Annotated in this window: 21 protein-coding genes; all 21 read left to right on the forward strand. The window is 43.5% G+C overall.

Features of this window, described 5'->3' with window-relative positions; translation table 11 throughout:
* Positions 1–7: 7 nt before the first annotated feature.
* The 21 genes from ISG33_RS02955 to fliR all read left to right on the forward strand — a co-directional run bounded on the left by ISG33_RS02955 (position 8) and on the right by fliR (position 23,839).
* Positions 8–2,815 (forward strand): LuxE/PaaK family acyltransferase, encoded by a 2,808-nt coding sequence (locus tag ISG33_RS02955; protein ID WP_195732055.1) that lies wholly within the window; start codon positions 8–10, stop codon positions 2,813–2,815.
* Positions 2,808–4,163, forward strand: a complete 1,356-nt coding sequence (locus ISG33_RS02960) for an acyl-CoA reductase (protein WP_195732056.1) — start codon at positions 2,808–2,810, stop codon at positions 4,161–4,163. Before ISG33_RS02955 ends, ISG33_RS02960 begins: the two co-directional genes overlap by 8 nt.
* Complete coding sequence (locus ISG33_RS02965) at positions 4,153–5,043, forward strand: LicD family protein (protein ID WP_195732057.1); 891 nt, start codon at positions 4,153–4,155, stop codon at positions 5,041–5,043. Before ISG33_RS02960 ends, ISG33_RS02965 begins: the two co-directional genes overlap by 11 nt.
* 146 nt (positions 5,044–5,189) lie before the next feature.
* Complete coding sequence (locus tag ISG33_RS02970) at positions 5,190–5,999, forward strand: flagellin (RefSeq protein ID WP_195732058.1); 810 nt, start codon at positions 5,190–5,192, stop codon at positions 5,997–5,999.
* 152 nt (positions 6,000–6,151) lie between these two features.
* Complete coding sequence (locus ISG33_RS02975) at positions 6,152–7,585, forward strand: sigma-54 dependent transcriptional regulator (protein ID WP_195732059.1); 1,434 nt, start codon at positions 6,152–6,154, stop codon at positions 7,583–7,585.
* 238 nt (positions 7,586–7,823) lie between these two features.
* Positions 7,824–9,083 carry a sensor histidine kinase gene (locus ISG33_RS02980; protein ID WP_229333435.1) on the forward strand — a complete coding sequence of 420 codons (1,260 nt, stop codon included), beginning with the start codon at positions 7,824–7,826 and terminating at the stop codon, positions 9,081–9,083.
* Entirely contained in the window at positions 9,080–10,480 is a 1,401-nt protein-coding gene (locus ISG33_RS02985) for a sigma-54-dependent transcriptional regulator (protein WP_195732061.1), read from the forward strand. Before ISG33_RS02980 ends, ISG33_RS02985 begins: the two co-directional genes overlap by 4 nt.
* A gap of 279 nt (positions 10,481–10,759) precedes the next feature.
* Complete coding sequence (gene fliE / locus ISG33_RS02990; protein ID WP_195732062.1) at positions 10,760–11,098, forward strand: flagellar hook-basal body complex protein FliE; 339 nt, start codon at positions 10,760–10,762, stop codon at positions 11,096–11,098.
* An 11-nt stretch (positions 11,099–11,109) separates the two neighbouring features.
* Positions 11,110–12,804 carry a flagellar basal-body MS-ring/collar protein FliF gene (gene fliF / locus ISG33_RS02995; protein WP_195732063.1) on the forward strand — a complete coding sequence of 565 codons (1,695 nt, stop codon included), beginning with the start codon at positions 11,110–11,112 and terminating at the stop codon, positions 12,802–12,804.
* A gap of 11 nt (positions 12,805–12,815) precedes the next feature.
* Complete coding sequence (gene fliG, locus ISG33_RS03000) at positions 12,816–13,859, forward strand: flagellar motor switch protein FliG (protein WP_195732064.1); 1,044 nt, start codon at positions 12,816–12,818, stop codon at positions 13,857–13,859.
* Positions 13,859–14,683 (forward strand): flagellar assembly protein FliH, encoded by an 825-nt coding sequence (fliH, locus tag ISG33_RS03005; RefSeq protein ID WP_195732065.1) that lies wholly within the window; start codon positions 13,859–13,861, stop codon positions 14,681–14,683. The genes fliG and fliH overlap by 1 nt, the downstream gene beginning before the upstream one ends.
* Before the next feature lie 9 nt (positions 14,684–14,692).
* Complete coding sequence (fliI, locus tag ISG33_RS03010) at positions 14,693–16,075, forward strand: flagellar protein export ATPase FliI (RefSeq protein ID WP_195732066.1); 1,383 nt, start codon at positions 14,693–14,695, stop codon at positions 16,073–16,075.
* A 9-nt stretch (positions 16,076–16,084) separates the two neighbouring features.
* Positions 16,085–16,540: a flagellar export protein FliJ gene (gene fliJ / locus ISG33_RS03015; RefSeq protein ID WP_195732067.1), complete on the forward strand. Its 456-nt coding sequence runs from the start codon at positions 16,085–16,087 to the stop codon at positions 16,538–16,540.
* A gap of 170 nt (positions 16,541–16,710) precedes the next feature.
* Complete coding sequence (locus ISG33_RS03020; protein WP_195732068.1) at positions 16,711–19,146, forward strand: flagellar hook-length control protein FliK; 2,436 nt, start codon at positions 16,711–16,713, stop codon at positions 19,144–19,146.
* A 155-nt stretch (positions 19,147–19,301) separates the two neighbouring features.
* Entirely contained in the window at positions 19,302–19,820 is a 519-nt protein-coding gene (gene fliL, locus ISG33_RS03025; protein ID WP_195732069.1) for a flagellar basal body-associated protein FliL, read from the forward strand.
* A gap of 53 nt (positions 19,821–19,873) precedes the next feature.
* Positions 19,874–20,932, forward strand: coding sequence for a flagellar motor switch protein FliM (gene fliM, locus ISG33_RS03030; RefSeq protein WP_195732070.1), 1,059 nt, complete (start codon positions 19,874–19,876; stop codon positions 20,930–20,932).
* A gap of 18 nt (positions 20,933–20,950) precedes the next feature.
* Positions 20,951–21,418, forward strand: coding sequence for a flagellar motor switch protein FliN (fliN, locus tag ISG33_RS03035; protein WP_195732071.1), 468 nt, complete (start codon positions 20,951–20,953; stop codon positions 21,416–21,418).
* Positions 21,378–21,923 (forward strand): flagellar biosynthetic protein FliO, encoded by a 546-nt coding sequence (gene fliO, locus ISG33_RS03040; protein WP_195732072.1) that lies wholly within the window; start codon positions 21,378–21,380, stop codon positions 21,921–21,923. The genes fliN and fliO overlap by 41 nt, the downstream gene beginning before the upstream one ends.
* 85 nt (positions 21,924–22,008) lie before the next feature.
* A complete protein-coding gene (fliP, locus tag ISG33_RS03045) occupies positions 22,009–22,749 on the forward strand; it encodes a flagellar type III secretion system pore protein FliP (protein ID WP_195733008.1) in 741 nt (246 codons plus the stop codon).
* Between the two features lie 4 nt (positions 22,750–22,753).
* On the forward strand, positions 22,754–23,023 hold the full coding sequence (fliQ, locus tag ISG33_RS03050) for a flagellar biosynthesis protein FliQ (protein WP_195732073.1): 270 nt from the start codon (positions 22,754–22,756) through the stop codon (positions 23,021–23,023).
* Positions 23,024–23,062: 39 nt separating this feature from the next.
* Positions 23,063–23,839 (forward strand): flagellar biosynthetic protein FliR, encoded by a 777-nt coding sequence (fliR, locus tag ISG33_RS03055; RefSeq protein ID WP_195732074.1) that lies wholly within the window; start codon positions 23,063–23,065, stop codon positions 23,837–23,839.
* Positions 23,840–23,856: the final 17 nt, after the last annotated feature.

Raw genomic sequence — 23,856 nt, forward strand, 5'->3', positions numbered from 1 at the left:
GGCGGTCATGACCAGCAATCAAAGTAGCCCTCCCTATTTTTTTGATGACATTTCCAAGCATGGAGATGCGCTTGCTGTCATTAGCGATGGGCAACAACTGAGCTATATCGAACTTGCCAAACTTGTCGACAATAGAAAAGAAGAGCTGGTTTTGGCATTAGGTAAGCATAAACAAACTATCGGAATGGTGGCTCAAAATACCCTCAATACTTTAGTTAGCTACTTAGCTCTACTGCAGTTGCGCCAAGTTATCGTATTTGTAGCTTCTACAGGACGCACTTGGAGCGAGTTAGCACAGCAAAGTATCGTGCAAGATTATCATCTCAGTGCGGTACTTTTTGACGATTATCTTTGCCTTGCCGAGAGTAGCCAAGCTGGTATCAATGCTGGGAGTCGCAACAAGGTTGATATTCATGACTCTGTTGCCCTTTTGTTAAATACTTCAGGAAGTACTGGAGCTAGCAAACAAGTGGTCATTTCCTACCGCAACATGGCAGCAAACACAATGAGTATATGTGCTTATCTCCCCATAGAAAACAGCGATATTTGCATGACGACTTTGCCATTTCATTACTCCTATGGCCTCTCTATCATCAATACCCATTTAGCGGTTGGAGCGGCCATTCTGATGACGTCATACTCGTGTATGCAAAGAGAGTTTTGGCAGCAGCTCGAACAATATAAGGTAAGTAGCTTTGGCGGTGTGCCTCACAGCTATGACATGTTATTGAAAATGAAATTTACCGAAAAAGACTTACCTTCACTGCGTTATTTCACACAAGCAGGTGGGAAGCTGGCGGCGAGTAAAATTAGTCAATTGGCCTCTTATGCACAGCGGCACCATAAAGCATTTTTTGTCATGTACGGGCAAACCGAGGCGACCGCAAGGATGGGCTTCGCAAACACCGACAAGCTCGTGTTAAAGCCTGATACTATTGGCAGGGCCATACCGGATACACAGTTTTATCTGCTTGATGAGCAGAATCATCTTCACGACATTCAATCAAGTGCTGCAAGCCAACTCAAGGGAGAGCTCGTATTTTCTGGTGAAAATGTGATGCTTAACTATGCGCGAGGTATTAATGACTTATCGGGCAGCGCTTTGATGGCCGACAATGGGGTTTTCATCCATGCTTCGCTGCAGGCAGATAATGCTAAAAGCCTCGACGCCCCTGTAAAACAAAAAATGCTTCGAACCGGCGACCTAGCCAGAGTCGACAGCGACGGTGACATTTTCATCACGGGTCGACTCAAACGTATTATTAAGCTTGCTGGCGAACGTATCAGCTTAGATGACATTGACACCCGTCTATTAACAGCGATAGAGAAATCGACACTTGACGCTAAGCAAACGCTTGTTGTTTGCAGTTCAGGCAACGATAGTCGTTTAGATATTGTGTTTGCTGGGGAGAACTTTAGCGCTATCACGCAGAGTAATGGCGGCCGCGAAGAGCAAGGGATCGAAAAAGACCTGGTTGATATCTGCAAGCCAGTGCTCAAGTCTTTCGGTATTCATAGCAAGTTCTGTCGCTATCATTTCATGCCAAATTTACCGCTTACAAATAATGGCAAGGTGGATTACGCAAGCTTGCTTTCCATACTTGATAGTCAAAATACTACGGGCGACAGCAATACCACGTCACCCAAAGCTGAGCCCAAGTTTGAACCCACGCTGAAACAGCTTAGCGAAAAACACAATAGTTCTTTTACTTCCTTACTAGCGCATCCTGCCTTTTCGTTGGTAGCAAAAGATAAAGATGCCTTGCTTTCTGAAAATGTGAGCTTATTGCATGATATGCACAGTCAGCGTTGCTCTGATTATGCAAATATTTGTGGTATCAGTGGCGAGTTTGGGAAAATTGATGCTAATGAACATGATGTACTAGCTGAAAACGCCCAACAGGATGAACGCCAACTGCCGTCACTCCCGTTCTTGGCGGTTCGTTTGTTCAAGCAATTTGAATTGGCCAGTATAAATAAGGCTGATATTTTCAAAGTATTGAGCTCCTCAGGTACCACAGGCCAAAGCCCTGCGCGTATATTGTTAGACCAAGAAACCAGTGCTAGGCAGTCAAAAACCCTAGTGAACATTATGCAAAGTATCTTGGGTAAACAGCGCTTGCCCATGTTGATTGTCGATACTGAGGCTGTGGCAAAAGGACGAAAAGGCTTCAGTGCAAGAACAGCGGGTATTCAAGGTTTGTCATTTTTTGGCCGCAAACATGTGTACGCTTTGCACGATGATATGACGCCCAATTGGCCGGCGATTGAGGCATTTTTCACCGAGCATGCCAACAGTGATGTACTTATATTTGGCTTTACTTTCATGATTTGGCTTTATTTAATCAAAGCGGCAGAGAAAGAAAATAAGCAATTCTCGGCGCGTAAAGCGCTTATTGTGCATAGTGGCGGTTGGAAAAAGCTAGAGTCAGAAAAAGTCGATAACAAGGCTTTTAAGCAAGCTTGCGCGCAAATAGTAGAGGGTGCTCATGTACATAACTTTTATGGGATGGCAGAGCAAGTTGGCAGTATTTTTGTAGAGTGTTCGCATGGGCATTTGCATGCACCGAATATGGCTGATCTGATCATCCGTGACCCATACACTTTTGAAGTTAGTAAGCAAGGAGAGGTGGGGCTAATACAAGTGCTTTCTGCGCTACCCACAAGTTACCCTGGGCATTCTTTGTTAACTGAAGATATGGGGCGTATATTAGGTGAAGACAACTGCTTGTGTGGCTGGAAAGGTAAATACTTTGAAGTGCTAGGACGTCTTCCAAAAGCCGAAGTTCGCGGGTGCAGTGATACGCATGAATAAGATCAATTTACTAGCTCCCAAAAAAGTTGAATATGTATCTCAGGTGGGGGTGGAAGCTTGGCTCGAGGATTTTACTCAGCAAAGCAGCTTTGCTTGCTTCGATGCGCTTACCTTTGAGTTTTTAGCCAGTCTTTCTTCGTTATTAATGAAAGATAAGCGTTTTAATTCGGTGCCAGAGTTGGTTGCCTTGGGTTTTTGGTTACGTAAGCCCAATCTTGATAGAAAAATTCAAGAGGGCATCTCGACTTCTAATATAGAAGCGAACGCCGATGCTAAGCCCAAAACAACAAGTAAACCATTGGGAACGGTAGTGCATTTCAGCCCGGCCAATGTGGATACCATGTTTATATATAGCTGGTTGGCTTCAGTGTTACTGGGCAACAAGAACATTGTACGAGTTGCCAGTCATGAATCGCAGAGCAAGATATTACTACTAACCTTGCTTAACGAGCTTTTTGCAGAGGCGAAATACGCAAAAATAGCCGAGAGAAATATCTTTATTGGTTACGACAAGCACTCAGATTTTAGTATGCGACTATCAAAAATTGCTGATGCGCGAATGATATGGGGCGGTGATCAAAGTGTCGCGCTTATTAAAGGTAACCCCTGTAAAGCAAGTTGTCGCGATTTTTGCTTTTCTGATAAATACTCTATTGCTGTGCTAACGCAAGCGGAGCTTTATACAGAGCCAAGAAAAATAGCAAACCTCTTATGGCGAGATACACAAGCATTTCAGCAACAAGCATGCTCATCACCTCGGGTACTCTTTGTGATTGATGACGATATTCATGACTTATCGAATACAAAAAGACATAAGCCAGTTGCGAGTAATAAAGAGCAATCCATCGAGGCGCTATTATCTGACTTAAATGTAATGGCGCTAGCTGACAAAAATGATTGGGCACAAAATAACCGTGCAAATGAACATTTAGTCAGTATTCAAAGTTTAGCTGCGCGAAAACTCATCACTCAGCGCGACCAAATTGTGCAATTGCGCAATGTTTCCGCCATCAAACTTAAGGCTCTCTCAAGCGACTTGCTGGACTATCATACGGGTAATGGTCTCTTTTATATTCGACGTATTGGCAGTATTGATGAGTTGTTTACTGAGTTGAGCACTTGTTCGCCGGATAAGCTGCAGACTATCGCAATATCGAATTTGGTAAATGAAATAGTTGAAAATCGTGCTTCGGAGCTAGCCGAATCTCCCGTGCAAACCCTATTACAGAGGCTATCAGAGGAGCTTCAGCATCGTAACTTCCGAATTCAAGCGCTTGGTCAAGCCTTGGACTTTAGTTTTCATTGGGATGGATACGCATTATTGAGTGAATTAACAAATGTCGAATAAAACACCAGAACAATATTATATCTACGGAGCCGGTACGGCTGGTAAAAATGCACTTGAGAATCTTAAGGCTAGCTATGATATCAAAGGCTTTATTGACTCAGATGTGAAAAAGCATGGTGAGTCTCTACTTGGTTTAACGATTAGCTCCCCTGATATTCTTAAAAATAAACCACATATCAAGCTATTTATTGCCAGTGAATATACTGAACAGATACAGCAGCATCTGTTGGCGGAGGGCTTTATTGAACAGGCGCAAATTCAGCCCCTAGCGGCCCGAATGTTGGCTGTTACGACCTTTGCTGACGACAAAGAAAAAGCCGAGATTGCTCTAGATGTCTTGCAATGTTGTGTTAATTTTTTGCGAGCATTAAAGGTAAGCCACTATCTTGACGCAGGCACTTTATTAGGTATTTACCGGGATCAGAAATTAATTCCTTGGGATGACGATTTAGATCTAGCGGTAAATTCCCGTGATGTGGAAAACATACAAAAGAATTTAGCCAAGCTTGTTAATGATTTACACACATTGACTAAGCAGACTTGGCAGTATCAGGTTCACTACGCAAGCCAAACTTTTGGCAATGTGCCAAAGGATGCGGTTCGTTCATTTAAAGTGGTATGCGAGAGTAATACGAAACTGCCATCAATTGATTTTTTTGTGAAATATGTTGGTGGTGGACGCAGCGACCATAGCTTAGCTTCACGCGGTATTAATATACCGTCCTCTTATACTGAGTCAATAATCGACTTCAGCTGTGGTGACTATGCATGGCCGATACCAGCAAATGCAGATGCCTATTTAACCCGTCATTACGGTGATTGGAGAACTCCTAAACCTGACTGGAGCATTACAGAGCTAAAAAGTGCTGAAACTTTTTAGAGCTTAGTTTTAAAGTTAGTTAAATCAATGCCTTATGATTTATTTTCAATTTTATTCAAAAAATCACTCAAGTCAGCTCAACACCTGCCGATAACATAGAGTCAACCAGCAATCCTTGTAAGTTGCAGACAGGTTAGGAGAGATAAATGATTAAGTTAGATGGTTCGGCCAATACAGGGCTACTACAACAAATTCAAGAAAAGCAAAGCAGCTTACTTGAGAAACTAGCTTCTGGAAAGCAGGTAAATAAAGCGTCAGATGATGTTGCTGCCCAATTAATTATCGACCGACTAAGCTCTCAAACTCAAGGCAATCAACAAGCTATAGCCAATGCCTATGATGGTATCTCTTTAGCGCAAGTTGCTGAATCAGGTTTGGCAAATATTAATGAAGATGCGAATCGTATACGTGAATTAACCGTACAAGCAGGCAATGGGGCGTTAAACGATGCCGATAGAAAAGCACTGCAAAGTGAAATATCGGCGTTGCAAGAGAATATCTCATTAACGGTTGAGCAAACCAATTTTGCCGGTAAACCGCTGTTGTCGGGTAATCAAGGTGAGGACTCCGGTTTACGTTTTCTTAGCTCAGCATCGGGTAGCAGTATAAGTGTTGATACGCCCGATGTGACGAGTTCTATCAGTGACTTACTCAGTATCGACGTTACAGATGCTGCATCGCGACAACAAGCGCTCGACATCGCCGACAGTTCTATAGAGACGATCGGAGGCTTTCGCGGCGACTTAGGGGCAAGTCAAAATCAATTTGCCTCGGCTGCCAGAATACTGACAGAATCAACAATTAATACTCAGGCTGCTCAGAGTCGTTTACAAGACCTCGATTTTGCACAGGCCACCAGTGAATTGGCTGCTGCTCAAATTCAAGGCCAAGCTTCCTTGACGGTACAAAGTCAGGCAAATCAACAACAAGGCCAAGTGTTGGCGCTTTTAGGCTAGTCACCGCGCACTTTAAGACAAATGATGGTAAAAAAAGCGGCTTAGCCGCTTTTTTTTATGGTAATCCGTTTGTTATCAGATACCATGTAGGTATATTATTTGAGATCTAAGAAAGACTTAACGCACTTTTGTATCCAAAAACTGGGGTAGCAATGAAAGAAATTCTGATTATCAGCGACAACGAAGTTCGTAAAAATAATCTGAATGTGATACTGACTTTTATGGGTGAGGCTTGCAGTCACAGCGAATACCAGCACTGTGTAAAAACCATAGAGACTAAACCCAATTTAGTGACTGTGCTGATCGACGGTGAAATACCAGAGTTAGCAGAAGACGTTATTGAAAAGTTCCACTCAATTCCTTTTATTAACATTGGCTTTCAATTAAGCGGCGAAAAGAACTTCAAAAACCTGTTAGGGTCTTTATTCGAGCCGGTAACAATGCCAGCACTTACTGAATTGCTAAATAAGTGCCAAGATTTTCATCGTTTAAATACCCCCGCTTTATCTTCTAATGCTGGTAAGACACGCCTTTTCCGTTCACTTGTTGGAAAAAGTGAAGGTATTCAAGAGGTACGCTCATTAATAGAGCAAGTCGCTCCAACCGAAGCGAATGTGCTTATCCTTGGGGAGTCGGGCACAGGTAAGGAAGTTATTGCCCGTAATATTCATTACATGTCGAAGCGACAGAAAGGCCCCTTCATTCCGGTAAACTGCGGTGCGATTCCTGGAGAGCTTCTTGAAAGTGAGTTGTTTGGCCATGAAAAGGGAGCATTCACGGGGGCAATTGGCTCACGTAAAGGGCGTTTTGAACTGGCTGAGGGTGGCACGTTATTCCTTGACGAAATAGGCGATATGCCACTGCAAATGCAAGTTAAGTTGCTGCGCGTATTGCAAGAGCGGATATTTGAGCGAGTAGGCGGGACAAAAACCCTTTCTTGCGATGTAAGAATAGTGGCCGCCACACACCGTAACTTAGAGAACATGATAAACGACGGTAAATTCAGAGAAGATCTCTTTTATCGCCTCAATGTTTTTCCAATTGAGAGTCCTGCATTGCGGGATCGTGCGCCTGATATTCCATTGTTGTTGCAAGAATTAGCACACCGCCTAGAGAATGACAACGAAAATACTGTTCGTTTTAATGATGAAGCATTACGCTCACTGATGTCACATCACTGGCCTGGAAATGTGCGCGAGTTATCAAACTTGGTTGAGCGCTTGGCAATACTCTATCCAACCAAGGTTGTTGGTATCAAAGAACTTCCGCTTAAATACCAATATGGTGATATTCCTAAGGCGGTCAGCAGTTTACCTGAAGAGCAACAAGAACGTGAGGCCCTAAATGAGCTCTTTGTATCCCAGCAAGACATTGAAGCAGAAGGAGCCCAAGTAGGTATGCTCAGTACGGCGTTGCCTTCAGACGGTGTTAATCTTAAAGAGTATTTGTCTGAACTTGAGATAAACTTAATTACGCAAGCACTTGACCAGCAAGACTGGGTTGTTGCCAGAGCCGCAGATCAGCTAGGTATGCGACGCACGACGCTCGTTGAGAAGATGAGAAAATATGAAATAGTGAGAGGCTAAGCGCCCCTCACTATATAATTTTTTGTTGTCTTCTACGTTAATATCATAGCCAAATCTGTAGCACTATTTTCTTACTCAGTCATTTTCTTGACAGTTGTATCTACTGATAAAATACCAATAAAAATCATGTAAAACAATAGCTTAGAGTAAGCTTAAAACTGGCATAGCTCATGCATTACCTCATCCTATAAGCCCATACACATCCAGTAGTTGAGGTAAGAGTAGGATTATGTCGCACATGAACAATCACTTTTTTGTAGTAGAGCCACAAAACCAATTTTCTGTTGGTTCTCACCCTGACTTTGCTTTTAAACCGCAGAGTTTATTGAAGCCAAGTTCTATAATCAGTGTAGGTAGCAGAGCAAAAGTCGACGCCGCACCCTTTGAAAATGGCGACTCAGTTGAGGAGCTAAAGAATAAAGCAAAACAGCTCTCCCATTTACTCGAAGTCATGCCTGCTGGCGTTATAGTACTAGACCAATTTGGACGCATTAAACAGGCCAATGAACAGGCTGTTGAATTGCTTGGCGAGCCATTGGAAAAAGAGCTGTGGCGGGAAATTATCAAACGTTCATTCAAGCCTCAAGCAGATGACGGTCATGAAGTATCCTTGCGTGATGGCAGAAAAGTAAAGTTATCTATTACCCCGCTTGTTGAGGAGAAAGGGCAACTCATTGTTGTTACCGACTTAACCGAAACTCGAGAAATGCAAAGCCGAATTAGTCACCTCCAGCGCTTGTCTTCTCTTGGTAAAATGGTCGCCTCATTGGCTCATCAAGTTCGCACACCCTTATCTTCAGCGATGTTGTACGCGGCCAATTTGCGTTCGTTAAACCTAGACAATGATATGGCGGAGCGTTTTACCACCAACTTGCAAAACAGGCTAAAAGACTTAGAGAGCCAAGTGAACGATATGCTCTTATTCGCAAAAAGTGGTGAACAGCAAATCGTAGCACCGCTTACTTTGTGGCAACTGCTTGTAAACAGTTCAGAGTCAGTTGATGCATTGTTGGCGGCAAAATCTGTGCATCTTAAACTTGATAAAAGACCTTTAGACGCTGAGCTAATGGGCAATGAAACGGCACTTTCCGGTGCGCTGAGCAATTTGTTTCACAACGCTATTCAGGTATCAAAACCAGGGGATATCGTTGAGGTTAATTGTGACGTCGTAGAAGAGGGCGCAATGAACTTCATACGCATTCGGGTAAAGGATCAGGGTTGTGGCTTATCGCAAGATAAACTTGATAAAATATTTGAGCCCTTTTTCACAACGAAGACTCAAGGAACAGGTTTGGGACTAGCGGTTGTTAAATCGGTAGTAAAGTCACATCGTGGATCGATTGAAGCTGAAAATAACGAGGATAAGGGGGCATGCTTTACGATGAAGTTGCCTTGTATGAGTGCGTGTACGTCTGTGACCAAAATTCACAGTGGCATGGCCCAAGCTCAGCGAGCGTGCTCAAAAAGTCCTGACACAGGTGTTGGAGAAGCGCTATGAGCAAAACTAAAATACTCATTGTTGAAGATGATCATGGTTTGAGAGAGGCATTAGTTGACACGCTTTTGCTAGGCGGCTATGAAGTAACACCGGTAGATAGTGCTGAAAATGCCATGATAAAACTGTCGGACAACGTTTTCGACCTTGTTGTTAGCGATATTCAAATGGGGTCTATGAGTGGACTCGACCTACTCAAAAGCGTTAAGGCTAAATATCCGAAGCTACCGCTCATATTAATGACCGCCTTCGCCAATATTGATGATGCAATTCAAGCAATGCGAGACGGTGCAACAGATTACTTGTCGAAGCCATTTGCACCTGAAGTTCTACTTAACTTAGTGGGGCGTTATGCGCCAGCTCAGAAAGTTGAGTCGAAAACACCCATCGTCGCTGACCCAAATAGCATCAAAATGCTAGAGCTATCTCGTAAGGTCGCGAAATCAGAAGCTACGGTGATGGTACTGGGGCCGAGCGGTTCGGGTAAAGAAGTATTATCACGCTATATTCACGATCAGAGTCGCAGATGTAATAAGACTTTTGTCGCAATTAACTGTGCTGCCATTCCTGAAAATATGCTGGAAGCAACCCTGTTTGGCTATGAAAAGGGAGCGTTTACCGGCGCAGTTCAAGCCTGCCCTGGCAAGTTTGAGCAAGCGCAAGATGGCACTTTGTTGTTAGATGAAATTACTGAAATGGACCTAGCGTTACAAGCAAAATTGTTGCGCGTTTTGCAAGAGCGTGAAGTTGAGCGTTTAGGGGGTCGAAAAACCATTGCTTTGAATGTGCGTGTCATTGCAACTAGTAATAGAGATTTAAAACTTGCTGTTGATGAGGGCAAATTCCGTGAAGACTTGTATTATCGCTTGAATGTATTCCCGATCACTTGGCAACCTCTTGCGCAGCGAATTGGCGATATTATCCCGCTAGCAAAACATCTCATTCAGCGTCATGCGGCGTCACAAGGTATTGCTGCGCCAGAAATTTCATTAGCAGCTCAACATAAATTGATGCAACACACCTGGCCCGGTAATGTGCGAGAACTTGAAAATGTGATTCAACGTGCTCTTATCTTAAGTGAAGAAGGGAACATTGATAGTGATGATTTGATGATCGAAGCAGCACACAACGTCGAGCGAAGCACGGTTATCACTAGTGCAATGCAGAGTTACGGAAGTGCGGGAATGAATAGTGAAAGTACTGAAGAAAATATGCATTCTGCCGATAAGAATTTATTAGGGTCGGAACTCCGCTCTCAAGAGCATCAAATAATTTTGGACGCACTCCAAGCCTTCAATGGTAAACGAAAAGACGTTGCTGAGAAGCTTGGTATTAGTCCGCGCACTTTGCGTTATAAGCTCGCAAGAATGCGTGACTCAGGTATTGAAGTTCCGGGTTAACTCAAATTTAGGCACTTGCCAACATTTTCCCAATGCTTGTTTGTAAGCAGTAGACAGGATGTCACCCTTATATGCCGCTAGCCTTTAGCGGCATTTTTTTGTCACTTCATAAACCCTCTTTCTTAAAATCCTGTAAGTCATTGTTAAATATGAAATAAATTTCTTGGCATTGTATTTGCAAAATCATGTTATTAGCATGCATCACCACGGTGTTTTTGACACATAACGTGTTTTACCCATGAGTGATGCAATTCAACATGAGAGTATTGAGGCAGTCTGATGGACATTAAAGCAAATTCAATTTATCAGGAAATGCAGGCAATGATTGGTACGGTTAAACCAAGTCAGTCGCCTGTCTCGATGGACGTTCCCGGGGTAAAAGGCAATGCTTCGGCTAGCCAATTTTCTGATATGTTGAGTCAAGCGGTTAACAACGTGAACGATATGCAACGAACGTCGCGTGAAATGCAAAAGTCATTTGATATGGGTGATACTAACCTCAGTTTAGCTGAGGTGATGATTGCCAAAGAAAAAGCCGGCATTGCATTTGAAGCGACACTTCAAGTGAGAAACAAAGTACTTGAAGCATACAAAACCATCATGAACATGCCGGTTTAAGGAACTAAGTCGTGGCCGAAGCAGCAAGCACAGAACTCACACTCACCGATGGCATGGATATTGGGGACGACAACAACGACGCCAAGTCTGGTCTTATGGACCAATTAGGCACGACAGAAATGGTGCGTCAAATCACCTTAGTTGTCACTTTAGTTATTTGTATTGCTATCGCCATTTTTGTTTTTTTATGGTCAAAAGAGCCTACCTATCGCCCGCTAGCGCAAATGCCCACTCAGGAGCTTATTGAAACCTTAGACTATCTTGATCAAAGTGAAATTCAGTACAAACTCGAAGGTAACACGGTATATATAGTTGAAAGCCAATTCAAAGATGTCAAAATTGGCATGGCCCGCAGTGGTATTTCCAATGAGGCTTCGCAAGGCACCGACATTATTATGCAAGACATGGGATTTGGTGTTAGCCAGAGAGTAGAAATGGAACGCTTGAAGCATGCCCGAGAGCAGCAATTGGCTCGAACCATTGAAGAGATGAACGCAATTGGTCGTGCGAGGGTGTTACTTGCATTGCCAAAGGAAAATGTATTTGCGCGAAGAGAAAAGAAGGCAAGTGCTACTGTTGTCGTAACCGCTCGTCGTGGCAATGTTCTGGCTGGTGAAGAAGTGGATGCAATTGTTGATATTGTGGCGAGCGCTGTACAGGGAATGGAGCCCTCTCGTGTTACAGTAACCGACAACAATGGTCGCTTGCTTAATTCTGGATCGCAAGATGCCGGAGCATCAGCGGCGCGAAAAGAATACGAACTAGAGAAAAAGCGTGAAGCCGAGTATATGGAGAAGATTGATTCAATTTTAATTCCTGTACTCGGACTAGGAAATTATACCGCGCAAGCTGACGTTACCATGGATTTTACTTCGGTTGAGCAAACTCAACGTCGATTTAACCCTGATTTGCCAGCGGTTCGCAGTGAAATGATTTCGGAGCAAAATAACGTAGGGAATATCATAGCCGGTATCCCGGGTGCACTATCAAACCAACCACCACTCGACGCCAACATCCCCGAAAATGCCGTAGGTGATAATATGGGTAATCCGGTGCCGGGAAGCAATAGCAAAGAGTCGACGCGCAATTATGAATTAGATACTACCATTAGCCATACTAAGCAGCAGACAGGCGTGATCCGTCGTCTAAGCGTATCGGTAGCGGTTGACTACACGCCAGTCACGGCTGAAGATGGAACGGTAAGCTCAGCACCAAAAAGTCAAGAGGAGCTTCTCAATATCCGCAGATTGTTACAGGGGGGTATTGGCTTTGATGTTACCCGTGGTGATTCGTTAGAAGTTGTGAGCATTCCTTTCAATAGAATTGACTTGGGTGAGATACAAGAAAAACCATTTTGGGAACAAGAGCGCTTTATGCCTATCTTGAAACTGGTGCTTGGTGCACTAGTGATTATTGTTTTGATCTTCTTTGTTGTACGTCCAATGCTGATGAAGCTGATTTTCCCAGAAAACAATATTGTAAATGATGAATTCGACGAGTCCGACTTAGACTTGGGCGACGATCCAATGACCATGCTAAGCGATGAATTTGATGAATCGCAAGTAGGCTTCGCAGCCGACGGTTCATTGCAATTGCCAAATTTACGCAAAGATGAAGATGTGTTAAAAGCTGTCAGAGCATTAGTTGCGAACGAGCCAGAATTATCTGCTCAAGTCGTTCGCGGCTGGTTGCTAGAAGATGAATAAGGATTGATAGAATGGCCGACGATAATAACGACGAAAAACAAGAACCGTCCTATGATATTTCAAAGTTGGATGGTGTAGAAAAAGCCTCAATATTATTGCTGAGTTTATCGGAAGAAGATGCAGCGCAGATCCTTAAATTTATGGAGCCAAAGCAGGTTCAAGTGTTAGGTACCGCCATGGCAGCCATGGATGACATGACACAAGACAAGATCACCGCAGTGCACACACACTTTATCGAAGAGATACAAAACTATTCAACCATCGGCTTCAAGAGCCAGGACTTTGTGCGCAGAGCATTGATATCAGCCTTGGGTGAAGATAAAGCAGCTCACCTTCTTGATCAGATCATGACAGGTAGCGGTGCAAAAGGCCTAGAATCACTAAAATGGATGGATTCGAAACAAGTCGCAACGATTATTCGTAACGAGCATCCACAAATCCAAACTATCGTGATGTCTTATTTAGAGCCTGAGCAATCGGCTGAGATCCTCGCCCAATTTCCTGAAAAAGTGCGCCTAGACCTATTAATGCGTGTAGCCAACCTAGAAGAAGTTCAGCCAGCGGCCTTACAAGAATTGAATGAAATTATGGAGAAACAATTCGCGGGCCAGGCCGGAGCTCAAGCTGCCAAAATGGGCGGCCTGAAATCTGCTGCAAACATTATGAACTACCTAGATACCAATATCGAAGGGCAGTTAATGGATGCTATTCGTGAGCAAGATGAGGAAATGAGCCAACAGATCCAAGACCTTATGTTCGTCTTTGACAACCTCATTGATGTTGACGACCGTGGAATCCAAGCTATTTTGCGTGAAACTCAACAAGAAAGCTTGATGAAGGCAATCAAAGGCGCTGATGAAGAGTTGCGTAACAAAATTACCGGTAACATGTCGAAACGTGCTGCTGAAATGCTCATTGACGATCTCGAGGCGATGGGACCTGTTCGTTTGAGCGAAGTTGAAACCGCACAGAAAGAAATATTATCTATTGCTCGACGTTTAGCTGATGCCGGTGAAGTCATGCTGGGTGGCGGCGGTGGTGAAGAGTTTGTCTAATGTCTATTGCTAGCACTCAAAAGGGAAAGCAATCATATCGTGAGTTTGACAGCACGAGCGCTACAGAGGCACAAGCTTGGGATTATCCGACAGTAGATGAAGAGCTTAAAGCATCACAGCAGGATAGTGTTACCAATGCCTTGAATCGCCCCAGACAGTGGAAGTATGAGCCACCGGAAATTGAAGAAGAGGTAAAACCCCTCACCGCAGAAGACATTGAAACTATACGTCAATCGGCTTTTGAGGAAGGTTATGCTGCTGGCAAAGAAGAAGGCTTTCAAGCTGGTTTCAACGAAGGCAAAGATGAAGGTTTAGCAAAGGGTTTAGAAGAAGGAAAGAATCAGGGCCTTACTGAAGGAATGGAGGCAGGGCAGCAACAAATTGAGTCTTTAGCAAATAGTTGGGCAACGCTCATCGAACAAAGTCAACATCCATTGAGGCAAGTGAATTCCGAATTAGAGAAAGAACTCGTAATACTTGCCAGTGAATTGGCGAAAGCGGTGATAGGGCTAGAAGTCAGTACTCAGAAAGAAGTGCTGCTAAATGCGATTTCTGAAGGCATTAAAGTATTACCGATTCAAGAATCTACCTATCAGTTTCAAATGCATCCACTAGATGTAGCGATGGTAAAAGGTCATTTTAGCGAACAAAAAATTGCAGAAAATAACTGGCAACTTATTGAAAACCAGAGCATCGAACAAGGTGGTTGCGAAATTATTACTGAGAATAATGCAGTTGATATGTCGATCAGCAAACGAACTAAAGACGTTTTTGCTCAGTTTCTCAGCGCACAGGGCGTCGACCACGACCCTCGTAATTCATAGGAAGATAGCATGAGTCTTAGCGAAGGGGTCAAGCCAAGCATTCTTGATAACATAAAGTCGCTGCAACAACAGGTTCCGAAAAGCGTAGCAATATCATCGGGTAAACTCGTGCGTGGCGTTGGACTGACACTTGAAGCAGTCGGTTGTCAGATTCCAGTTGGTGGTCGTTGTTTAGTGCAAACAAAGCAAGGCGAGATTGAAGCAGAGGTTGTTGGTTTTGCTGGCGAAATAACTTACCTAATGCCAACCGAATCAGTGCAAGGCATTGTGCCAGGATCGCGCGTGAAACCGCTTTCGCAAGACAGTGGACTAGCGGTTGGTGATGAACTTCTTGGCAGAGTTATTGATGCTAATGGTAATGCGCTTGACGGCAAAGGTCTCATCGCTTGTAGTAAACGTGCGTCACTTACGCCACCACCAATTAATCCCTTAGTACGTAAACCAGTGAGTGAACCACTCGACGTAGGTGTTCGAGCAATTAATTCTGTACTTACCGTAGGCAAAGGGCAACGAATGGGGTTGTTTGCTGGCAGCGGTGTCGGGAAAAGTGTGCTTATGGGCATGATGACACGCGGCACTACTGCAGACGTGGTTGTTGTCGGTCTAATAGGCGAACGTGGCCGCGAGGTAAAAGAATTCATTCAAGACATACTGAGCGAAGAGGAGCGTCAAAAAGCGGTCGTGATTGCGTCTCCCGCGGATACTTCTCCACTAATGCGTCTAAAAGGATGTGAGGCAGCGGTTACCGTGGCTGAATATTTTAGAGACCAAGGCAAGAACGTACTTTTATTAATAGACTCCTTAACCCGCTATGCGATGGCACAGCGTGAAATTGCGTTGGCGGTAGGTGAACCCCCTGCAACTAAAGGTTATCCACCCTCAGTGTTTGCAAAACTGCCAGCCTTAGTAGAAAGAGCCGGCAATGGTACGGAGCAACAAGGCTCCATAACCGCTTTTTATACAGTGCTTACTGAAGGTGACGACTTGCAAGATCCGATTGCTGATTCAGCTAGAGCAATACTCGATGGCCATGTTGTGTTGTCGCGATCTTTAGCTGAATCGGGACATTATCCAGCGATTGATATAGAAGCTTCAATTAGCCGCGTGATGCCTCAAGTGGTGGATGATGATCATTTACTTCAGGCGCGAAACATAAAACAAGTCTATTCAACTTATCAACAGAATAAAGATCTGATTAGTATTGGCGCCTATGCCCGTGGTTCTGATCATCGTATCGATTTGTCAATAGCTGCCGAGCCTGCGATAAATGCGTTTCTTCAGCAATCCATGGGGCAAGTAATTGCGTTTTCCGATTGTAAAGAGTCAATGCATACCTTGAGTCAGGGCTTAAATGCCGCATCGGCTCATGGTCAGCAAACGCAACAGCGATAGTAGGCCTTCATGAGTAATCTCAAACAATTAATGTTGGTGCTCGACCTAGAGAGTAAAAAAGAAAATAAGCTTGCTCAAGATTATCAACAAGCAGAATTGCATAAACAGCAAAGTAGACAAAAACTGTCAGGTTTAGAGCAGTATCGCTTGGATTATCTGCGCCTAATTCAACAAAAGGGTCAACTGGGCGTTGAAGCTAAGGAATTACATCAACACCAATCTTTTGTTGGCAAACTAGATAAAGCCTGTGAGCAACAAATTCAATTTATCAGTCAAGCCACTTTGGTCGCAGACCAGCGTAAAAGACTTTGGCTTGACCAACAAAAAAGACGCAAAGCAATAGAAATCTTAATTTCGAGCAAACGGGCAAAGGCCAGCGTAATTGCAAATAGACGCGAACAAGACATGTACGATGAAATAGCACTTCAAAAGTATGCTCGCCGCAAACACCCAGGTGTTCTTTAGTAATAAACTTCGTAACCAGTTGTTTTTTAACATGATTTTAATTGGCACATCCATTGCAATAATCCTTGCTAGATACTATCAAGCCTTAATCAGTAACAGTATGATTCTGTTGTAAGTTGCTGTTTAATATAGCTTTGATCAAAACCAACCGTTTGGATGAAATTATTATTATGCAACAATTTGCCTCAACTCAAACAAGTATTGCCGCATCAAATATTGCCTTCGATGAAATAAAGCTCTCGTCTCCTGTTGGGCGTGATGCACAATCCACATCACTGCAAAGTAGCGAACAACGCTCAGCATTTGAAGATGCTCTTGCTCGACAGGAGCAAAAAAATGCAAGCTCATCTGAACGCAGCGATCAAAAAGGCAAGTCGATAGCTCAGCGCAACGATTCAAGAGATGCTTCGAGCGAACGAGCCCAAGAGAGCAGAGAGCGCGCTCGCGACAATCAATTAAAAGCCGAAGGTAAGCGAGAAGAACTGGCGTCACAGCGCGAACGTCAGGCTGAAAACCAAGAGGCAAAGCAAGCGCAATTAAGAGAAGATAAAACGCAAGCATCGTCAAACGACTTGGCTAGAGAGGATAAGGCCCAGAAGCACTGCGATAATTGCCATCATGATGAAACTGGCAGTGATGCGGCAACAAAAGCAAATGAGTTCGCTGCGGAGGCCGGAAATAAAAATAGTGATGTCGACGGAGTTGTTATTGAAGAAAACTTACTGCAGTCCACTTTGAGAAAAGAATCTGCCAAAGACAGCGCGGAGCAAGGTGTGGATGATGTTGCCAACGCTGCTCTAGCCGATGACTTTGATTGGGTGAACTACGTTAATCAGATTAAGGATATTGCTAACCAAGATAAGGGTATTATTGACTCACAAGATACTATTAAGAATGATCTTTTTATTGATAAAACAGTGTCGAGCGAAGAGTTCTTTGCCAAGGCTGTTGAGTCACTTCGAGTACAAGATGAAGTGAATACAATTGAAGGAAATTCTGCAAATATTATTTCTCCTGAATCCAATACAGAGTTAGTCGATATTCAGTTAAGTGAAAAAGAGCTTAACGCGCTACTTGAAGCCGCTGGTGTAAATGTTGAAGAATCACAAGAAAACTTATCATTGAATAGTGAAAAACTCGCAGAGCTAGACCAAGCAATCGCATCTTTTCTAAATCAGCTATTGAACGATAAAAACGCTGAGAGCGAACTTAGTGATAGCAGCGAGTCTATTGATCAACAAGACATGAAAGAGCTTAATGCCTCATTAATAAAAAATTTATTGGGTGCTGTTGATGTTGGCGATGAGTCAAATTCAAGACTACGTGATGAACAGTCGAAACTTGGCACTGAGGAGCTTACAATTCCTAACGACCTCGCGATTAAAATAAAACAGTCCAGCGCATCTGAGGCCGTTGATAGTCTTCAAGACGTAAAGCCGCTGCAAAAAGAATTCATCGATATTAAACAAACTGGCGCTAAAGAGCAGGGCGACAGGGTGCTTGTACCTGAATTGGCAATTAAAGCTGAGAGTATCAGCTTGAGTGAAGTTGACGCTAGCGTTGCCATCGCTGATGCCAAAGCGGCGACAGCACTCAACGAGCCTAATCAAAAAGTCGTTCTTAACGAAAAACAAGCATCACTAGTACTTAGCCTGCCGGTGGGAAGCGATGCCGGTAAAAAAGGTGCTGAACTTCTTACAAAGCTAACACCCGACGCTGAATTAGCGACTATTGAAAATGTGAGTAAACGTCTTGAGGCAGTAATACCTGATTTGAAATCAGACGGTAAAGCAACCGAGTTCATTGCTGCACTGCAATCGTCAGTAAAGGAAATGAAGGAGCAGCTCAAGCTCGGACGTGAACCAGGCATTGATTTGAAGAGTTTGGTGAGTGATGCCCTCGCTACTGCCGACCTTAAAGTGCCAAGAACAGCCGATATCAATATTGATAAACAAATGAGTCAAATTACCACGATTTTGGCTGCGGCAAATAGCGTCAATCAAAATGCACAGCAACAGAGTTACCTGAGTACGGGCTTGGCTGACTTGCAAGGCATAAAAGAAGTGTCTCAGTTTCAAGCCGAGAGCAGTAAGTTAGTGCAGCAGACGGTAGTGAACGAAAAAGCGGTCAATATCTTTAAGCCTGAAGGTCAGCAGCAACTAAGTGAAAAGGTTCGCTGGATGGTAAATAGCAAGCACCTGAGCGCTGAAATCCGTCTCGATCCGCCTGATTTAGGTGGTATGAATATCAAGGTGAACTTATCTGGCGATTCGGCAAGCGTCAATTTTGTTGTGCAATCTCAACAAGCCCGTGAAGCTCTCGATCAAGCAGTACCTCGCTTACGTGAAATGCTCGAAGAGCAAGGCATAGAGCTGGGTCAGTCATCGGTTGAGCAAGACAGTTCTGGAAGGGGACAACAAGGGCAAGATCCTGAGCAACAAATTGCAAATAATTCATCAGGCAATGGCAATTTGGCACAACAATCGCAAGACCATCTAACAAGCGATGAGGGCGAAACGAACGCTGATGACCATACAAATCAAGATGCTGTTGCTGAGCAACGCATCAGTGGTGCACAGATAGGTGGAATAGACTATTACGCATAATTACTTCGCCTCGTTTACTGAGCAACACGCATGGTAACTGATGCTTACAGTAGTGAATAAGTTGACGTAAAAATGACATCAAGCGTCAGTAAGTCGTTGATAAGCGTAATTTATAGACTGCAGATATTGAGCCTTAACTTAACAAGAGAAAAGACATGGCCGACGAAGAATTAGAAATTGAAGAGGGTGGTAAAAAAAAGGGCAAGTTAATGCTCATCATTATCATTGTCGTTGTTTTGCTAGCCGGTGGCGGTGGCGCATATTTCTTTCTATTTATGGGTGATGAGCCTGTTGCTGAAGAAGGAATGGAAGGTGAAGAGAGCAAAGAGCTTGCTCAAGACTTACCTGCAGAGGGAGAAGCCTTATACGTTGCTATGCCTCGTGCTTTTACCTTTAATGCCCCGGGCGTTGCGCGTGAACGAATCGTACAAATCGAGGTGCAGTTAATGGTGCGCGGCGTTGAAAATGAGGAGCTGGCCAAACGTCACATTCCTCGGATAGAGGGAACCCTGCTGCAGGTGTTTAGTGCCTCTAATGCTGATGATTTAGTTACCGACGTTGGTAAAATAGAGTTAAAAGACCGAGCTACAGCGCAGGTTCGTCAGGTGATGAACGAAATAGAAAAGACACAAGTGGTAGAACAAGTTTTATTTACCGGCTTTGTGATTCAGTAGTCCTTCTATTGGCTGCCCAAGCGGCTTCTACATAACTGAAAAAGAGAATTAATGTGAGCGATTTATTATCACAAGACGAAATTGATGCGCTATTACATGGCGTTGATGATGTTGAAGAAGAAGAGGTCGAGGAGGTTGTCGATGACGGCTCGGCAATGGAATACGACTTTTCGTCTCAAGATAGAATTGTGCGCGGTCGCATGCCAACACTGGAAATTGTTAATGAGCGTTTTGCTCGCCATATGAGAGTTAGCTTGTTTAATATGATGAGACGCTCAGCAGAAGTCTCTATTAACGGGATTCAGATGATAAAGTTTGGAGAGTACATCCATACTTTATTCGTACCGACCAGTTTGAATATGGTGAGGTTCCGTCCACTTAAAGGTACAGGCCTTATCACTATGGAAGCAAGATTAGTCTTTATCATGGTGGACAATTTTTTTGGTGGCGATGGTCGTTACCATGCAAAAATCGAAGGTCGTGAATTCACACCCACTGAACGTCGTATTATTCAAATGCTTTTGAAATTAATATTTGAGGATTACAAAGAAGCTTGGGGCCCGGTGATGGATGTATCATTTGAGTACCTTGACTCAGAAGTCAACCCGGCGATGGCAAATATTGTGAGCCCAACCGAAGTGGTCGTGATTAGCTCTTTCCATATCGAACTTGATGGTGGCGGTGGCGACTTTCATATTTCTCTCCCTTATTCCATGCTTGAGCCCATCAGAGATTTACTTGATGCAGGCGTTCAAAATGACAAAGAAGACACCGACTTTAGGTGGAGTAAAGCGCTCAGAGACGAAATTATGGATGTACATGTAGGCTTAACTACGCACTTACTCGACATGAACGTGTCACTTGAAAAGTTAATGGACTTTAAACCAGGCGATATTATTCCGATTGATATGCCGAATCATGTAACGGTATTAATAGAAGAGTTGCCTACTTTTAGAGCTAAACTTGGAAAGTCCCGAGACAACATAGCGCTAAAAATAACTGAAAAAATTCCGAGACCAAATTCTGTGAAGTCTGAGTTACAGCTTCTTACTAGAAATGGCAAGGTAATAGATAACGACGCCGAACTGCAGGTGTTGGAAGAAGATTTATAAGAGATAGGAATTAAGACGATGAGTGAAGAAGGCGAAGGTTTAGATGATTGGGAAGCAGCAATGGCCGAACAAGCCGAAGCTGAAGCTGGCGAAGGTGATGGCGGTGGTGATCCACAGGATGATATTGATGCGATTATGAATGAGCAGGCTGCTGGCGCTTCCGATGGCGCTCAGCCTGCTGAGTTTGATGAGCTGCAAGAGGATGCACCCATCACTCAAGCGGAGAAAAAGAAACTAGACACGATACTCGATATCCCAGTCACTATTTCAATGGAGGTAGGTAGAAGCGAGATATCTATTCGAAATTTACTGCAATTGAACCAAGGTTCTGTTGTCGAATTGGACCGCGTTGCGGGCGAACCATTAGATGTTTTAGTAAATGGCACGCTGATTGCTCATGGAGAAGTAGTAGTCATCAATGATAAATTTGGAATTCGTTTAACCGATGTTATTAGTCAAGTCGAGAGAATCAAGAAACTCAGGTAAAACTCTAATTAAATTAGGGTCTTGCATCCTTTTCCTTTTTTTGTTTTGTAGCGTGGTCAGCGCGGAGGCTTCGGCCTCCAACCCTCAAACCCTTCAAAATCCCACATCCATACTGTCAATTTTTCTTAGTCTTTTGCTAGTAATCGCCATTATTTTTGCGTTTGCATTCATTGCGCGTCGATTTAACGTCACTCAGGCTGGAAATGGTCAAATGAAAGTGGTCGCTTCTATGTCGGCCGGCGCCAAAGAAAAAATTATGGTAATCGATGTGGGTGGCGAGCAGTTCCTACTCGGCGTGACTGCCCACAATATTAATCAGCTAGGTAAACTCGATAAGCCTCTTGAAAGCAGCAAATCTATATTATCAGACACCGCGAGCAGCGCCGAATCTAAGCATATAGCATTCAAAGATAAGTTAGTCAAAGCAATGGCAGATGCCATGGTTGGCTCACCTAAGAAAGCGAATAAACAAAGCGCCTCCGACGCTGCGATTCAGGGGCAATAGCATGAAGTCTTACAGTGCTCATCAATCGCAACACTCAAATACGCTCAATAAGCTCTTACAAAAGCTCTCTAATATACTGTTGAAGATGTCAGTGCTTATTGCCTTATACATTTGTGTCAGTGGGGCCTTGCTAGCGGAGCAGGGTATTCAGGCTATTACGGTGACGACTACGGACGACGGTAGTCAAGAATACAGCATGACCTTGCAAGCACTGTTTATAATGACGGCCTTAAGTCTTATTCCTGCCTTCATTATGATGATGACATCTTTTACGCGTATTATTGTCGTGTTGTCAATATTACGTCAGGCGATAGGTTTACAACAATCGCCATCGAATCAAATTTTGATAGGCGTAAGCCTTTTTCTGTCGATGTTTATTATGGCTCCTGTATTTGAGGAGATAAATGAAAAAGCACTTCAGCCCTACTTAAGTGAAGAGCTCACATCGATTCAAGCTTTTGAGATTGCAAAAGAGCCAATGCGGGCTTTCATGCTCTCTCAGACCAGAATTAAAGATTTAGAAACCTTCGTGCAAATTGGAGGCTACGATGATCAATTTGATGATCCTGCCGATGTTCCTCTAACCGTATTAATACCTGCTTTTGTTACCAGTGAATTAAAAACCGCTTTTCAGATTGGCTTCATGCTTTTTATACCATTTTTGATACTCGACTTGGTTGTTGCCTCGATTTTGATGGCGATGGGAATGATGATGTTGTCGCCAATGATTGTTTCATTGCCATTTAAGTTAATGTTGTTCGTCTTAGTCGATGGATGGAATCTTATCTTTGGTACCTTAGCCACCAGTTTCGGTATGGGAGTGTGACGCAATGAGCCCTGAAACATTTGTAGAAATACTGCGTTCATCGATGCTGATCGTCATTATTATTGTATCAGCAGTGATTATTCCCAGTCTTATAGTGGGCTTAGTCGTTGCCGTATTTCAAGCGGCGACTTCTATAAATGAGCAAACCATGAGTTTTTTACCTCGTTTAATTGTAACCCTTTTAGCATTGAGTTGGGGTGGTAGTTGGCTGGTAAAGAAAATGATGGATTTCACCATTGAGATGGTTCACAGCATCCCGTCGATAGTGGGCTAAAGCCTAAGACTATGAGCATAAGAGGTTTTACTCAATAATATGGATATTCTAGCCTCCACAATTACTAATTTTATGGCAGACTATTTACTGCCATTTATGCGCATCTCTGGTCTTTTCGCGTCGATGGTGGGCTTTAGCGCCAAAACGATTCCAACGCCAGTTCGCAGTTTGTTAGCTGTACTACTCACTCTGATGATTGTGCCCGTTATTCCGCCTGTTCCGGTAGAAGACTTTGTTAATTTAGGGACATTTGTGCTCGGTATAAAGCAACTGATTATTGGTATTGTTATTGGTTTCATCTCTATGATGGTGCTGAATACCTTTGTACTTGTTGGTCAAATCATTGCGATGCAAACAGGCTTGGGTTTTGCGTCAATTGTCGATCCGGTAAACGGCATAAGTGTACCGGCTGTTGGTCAATTTTATCTGATATTGGCCACGCTGCTTTTTTGGACGCTTGACGGCCATCTCGCAATGATACAAGTGATAGTGCTTAGTTTTGAAGCTTTTCCAATTGATGCGCCGTGGTGGACTGGTGAACAATTTAGGCTGGTTGCTCATTGGGCTGCATGGATGTTTATTTCAGCAGTCACCATGTCGTTAGCCCCGATTGTTTCTTTACTCATTGTTAATTTAGCCTTTGGCGTCATGACGAAGGCTGCACCACAACTCAATATTTTCAGTTTGGGTTTTTCAATCGCTCAAATTACAGGTTTGCTCATTATTTATATTACCTTGAGCAATCAGACATATCACTTCGAGCAACAATGGCAACGTGCACAAGAGTTTATGTGCAAGCTATTGCTGACATGTTAATTTTCTAGGAAGAAGAC

Origin of the sequence: Marinibium conchae, from assembly GCF_015595035.1 — a bacterium.
Lineage (GTDB): Bacteria > Pseudomonadota > Gammaproteobacteria > Enterobacterales > Alteromonadaceae > Glaciecola.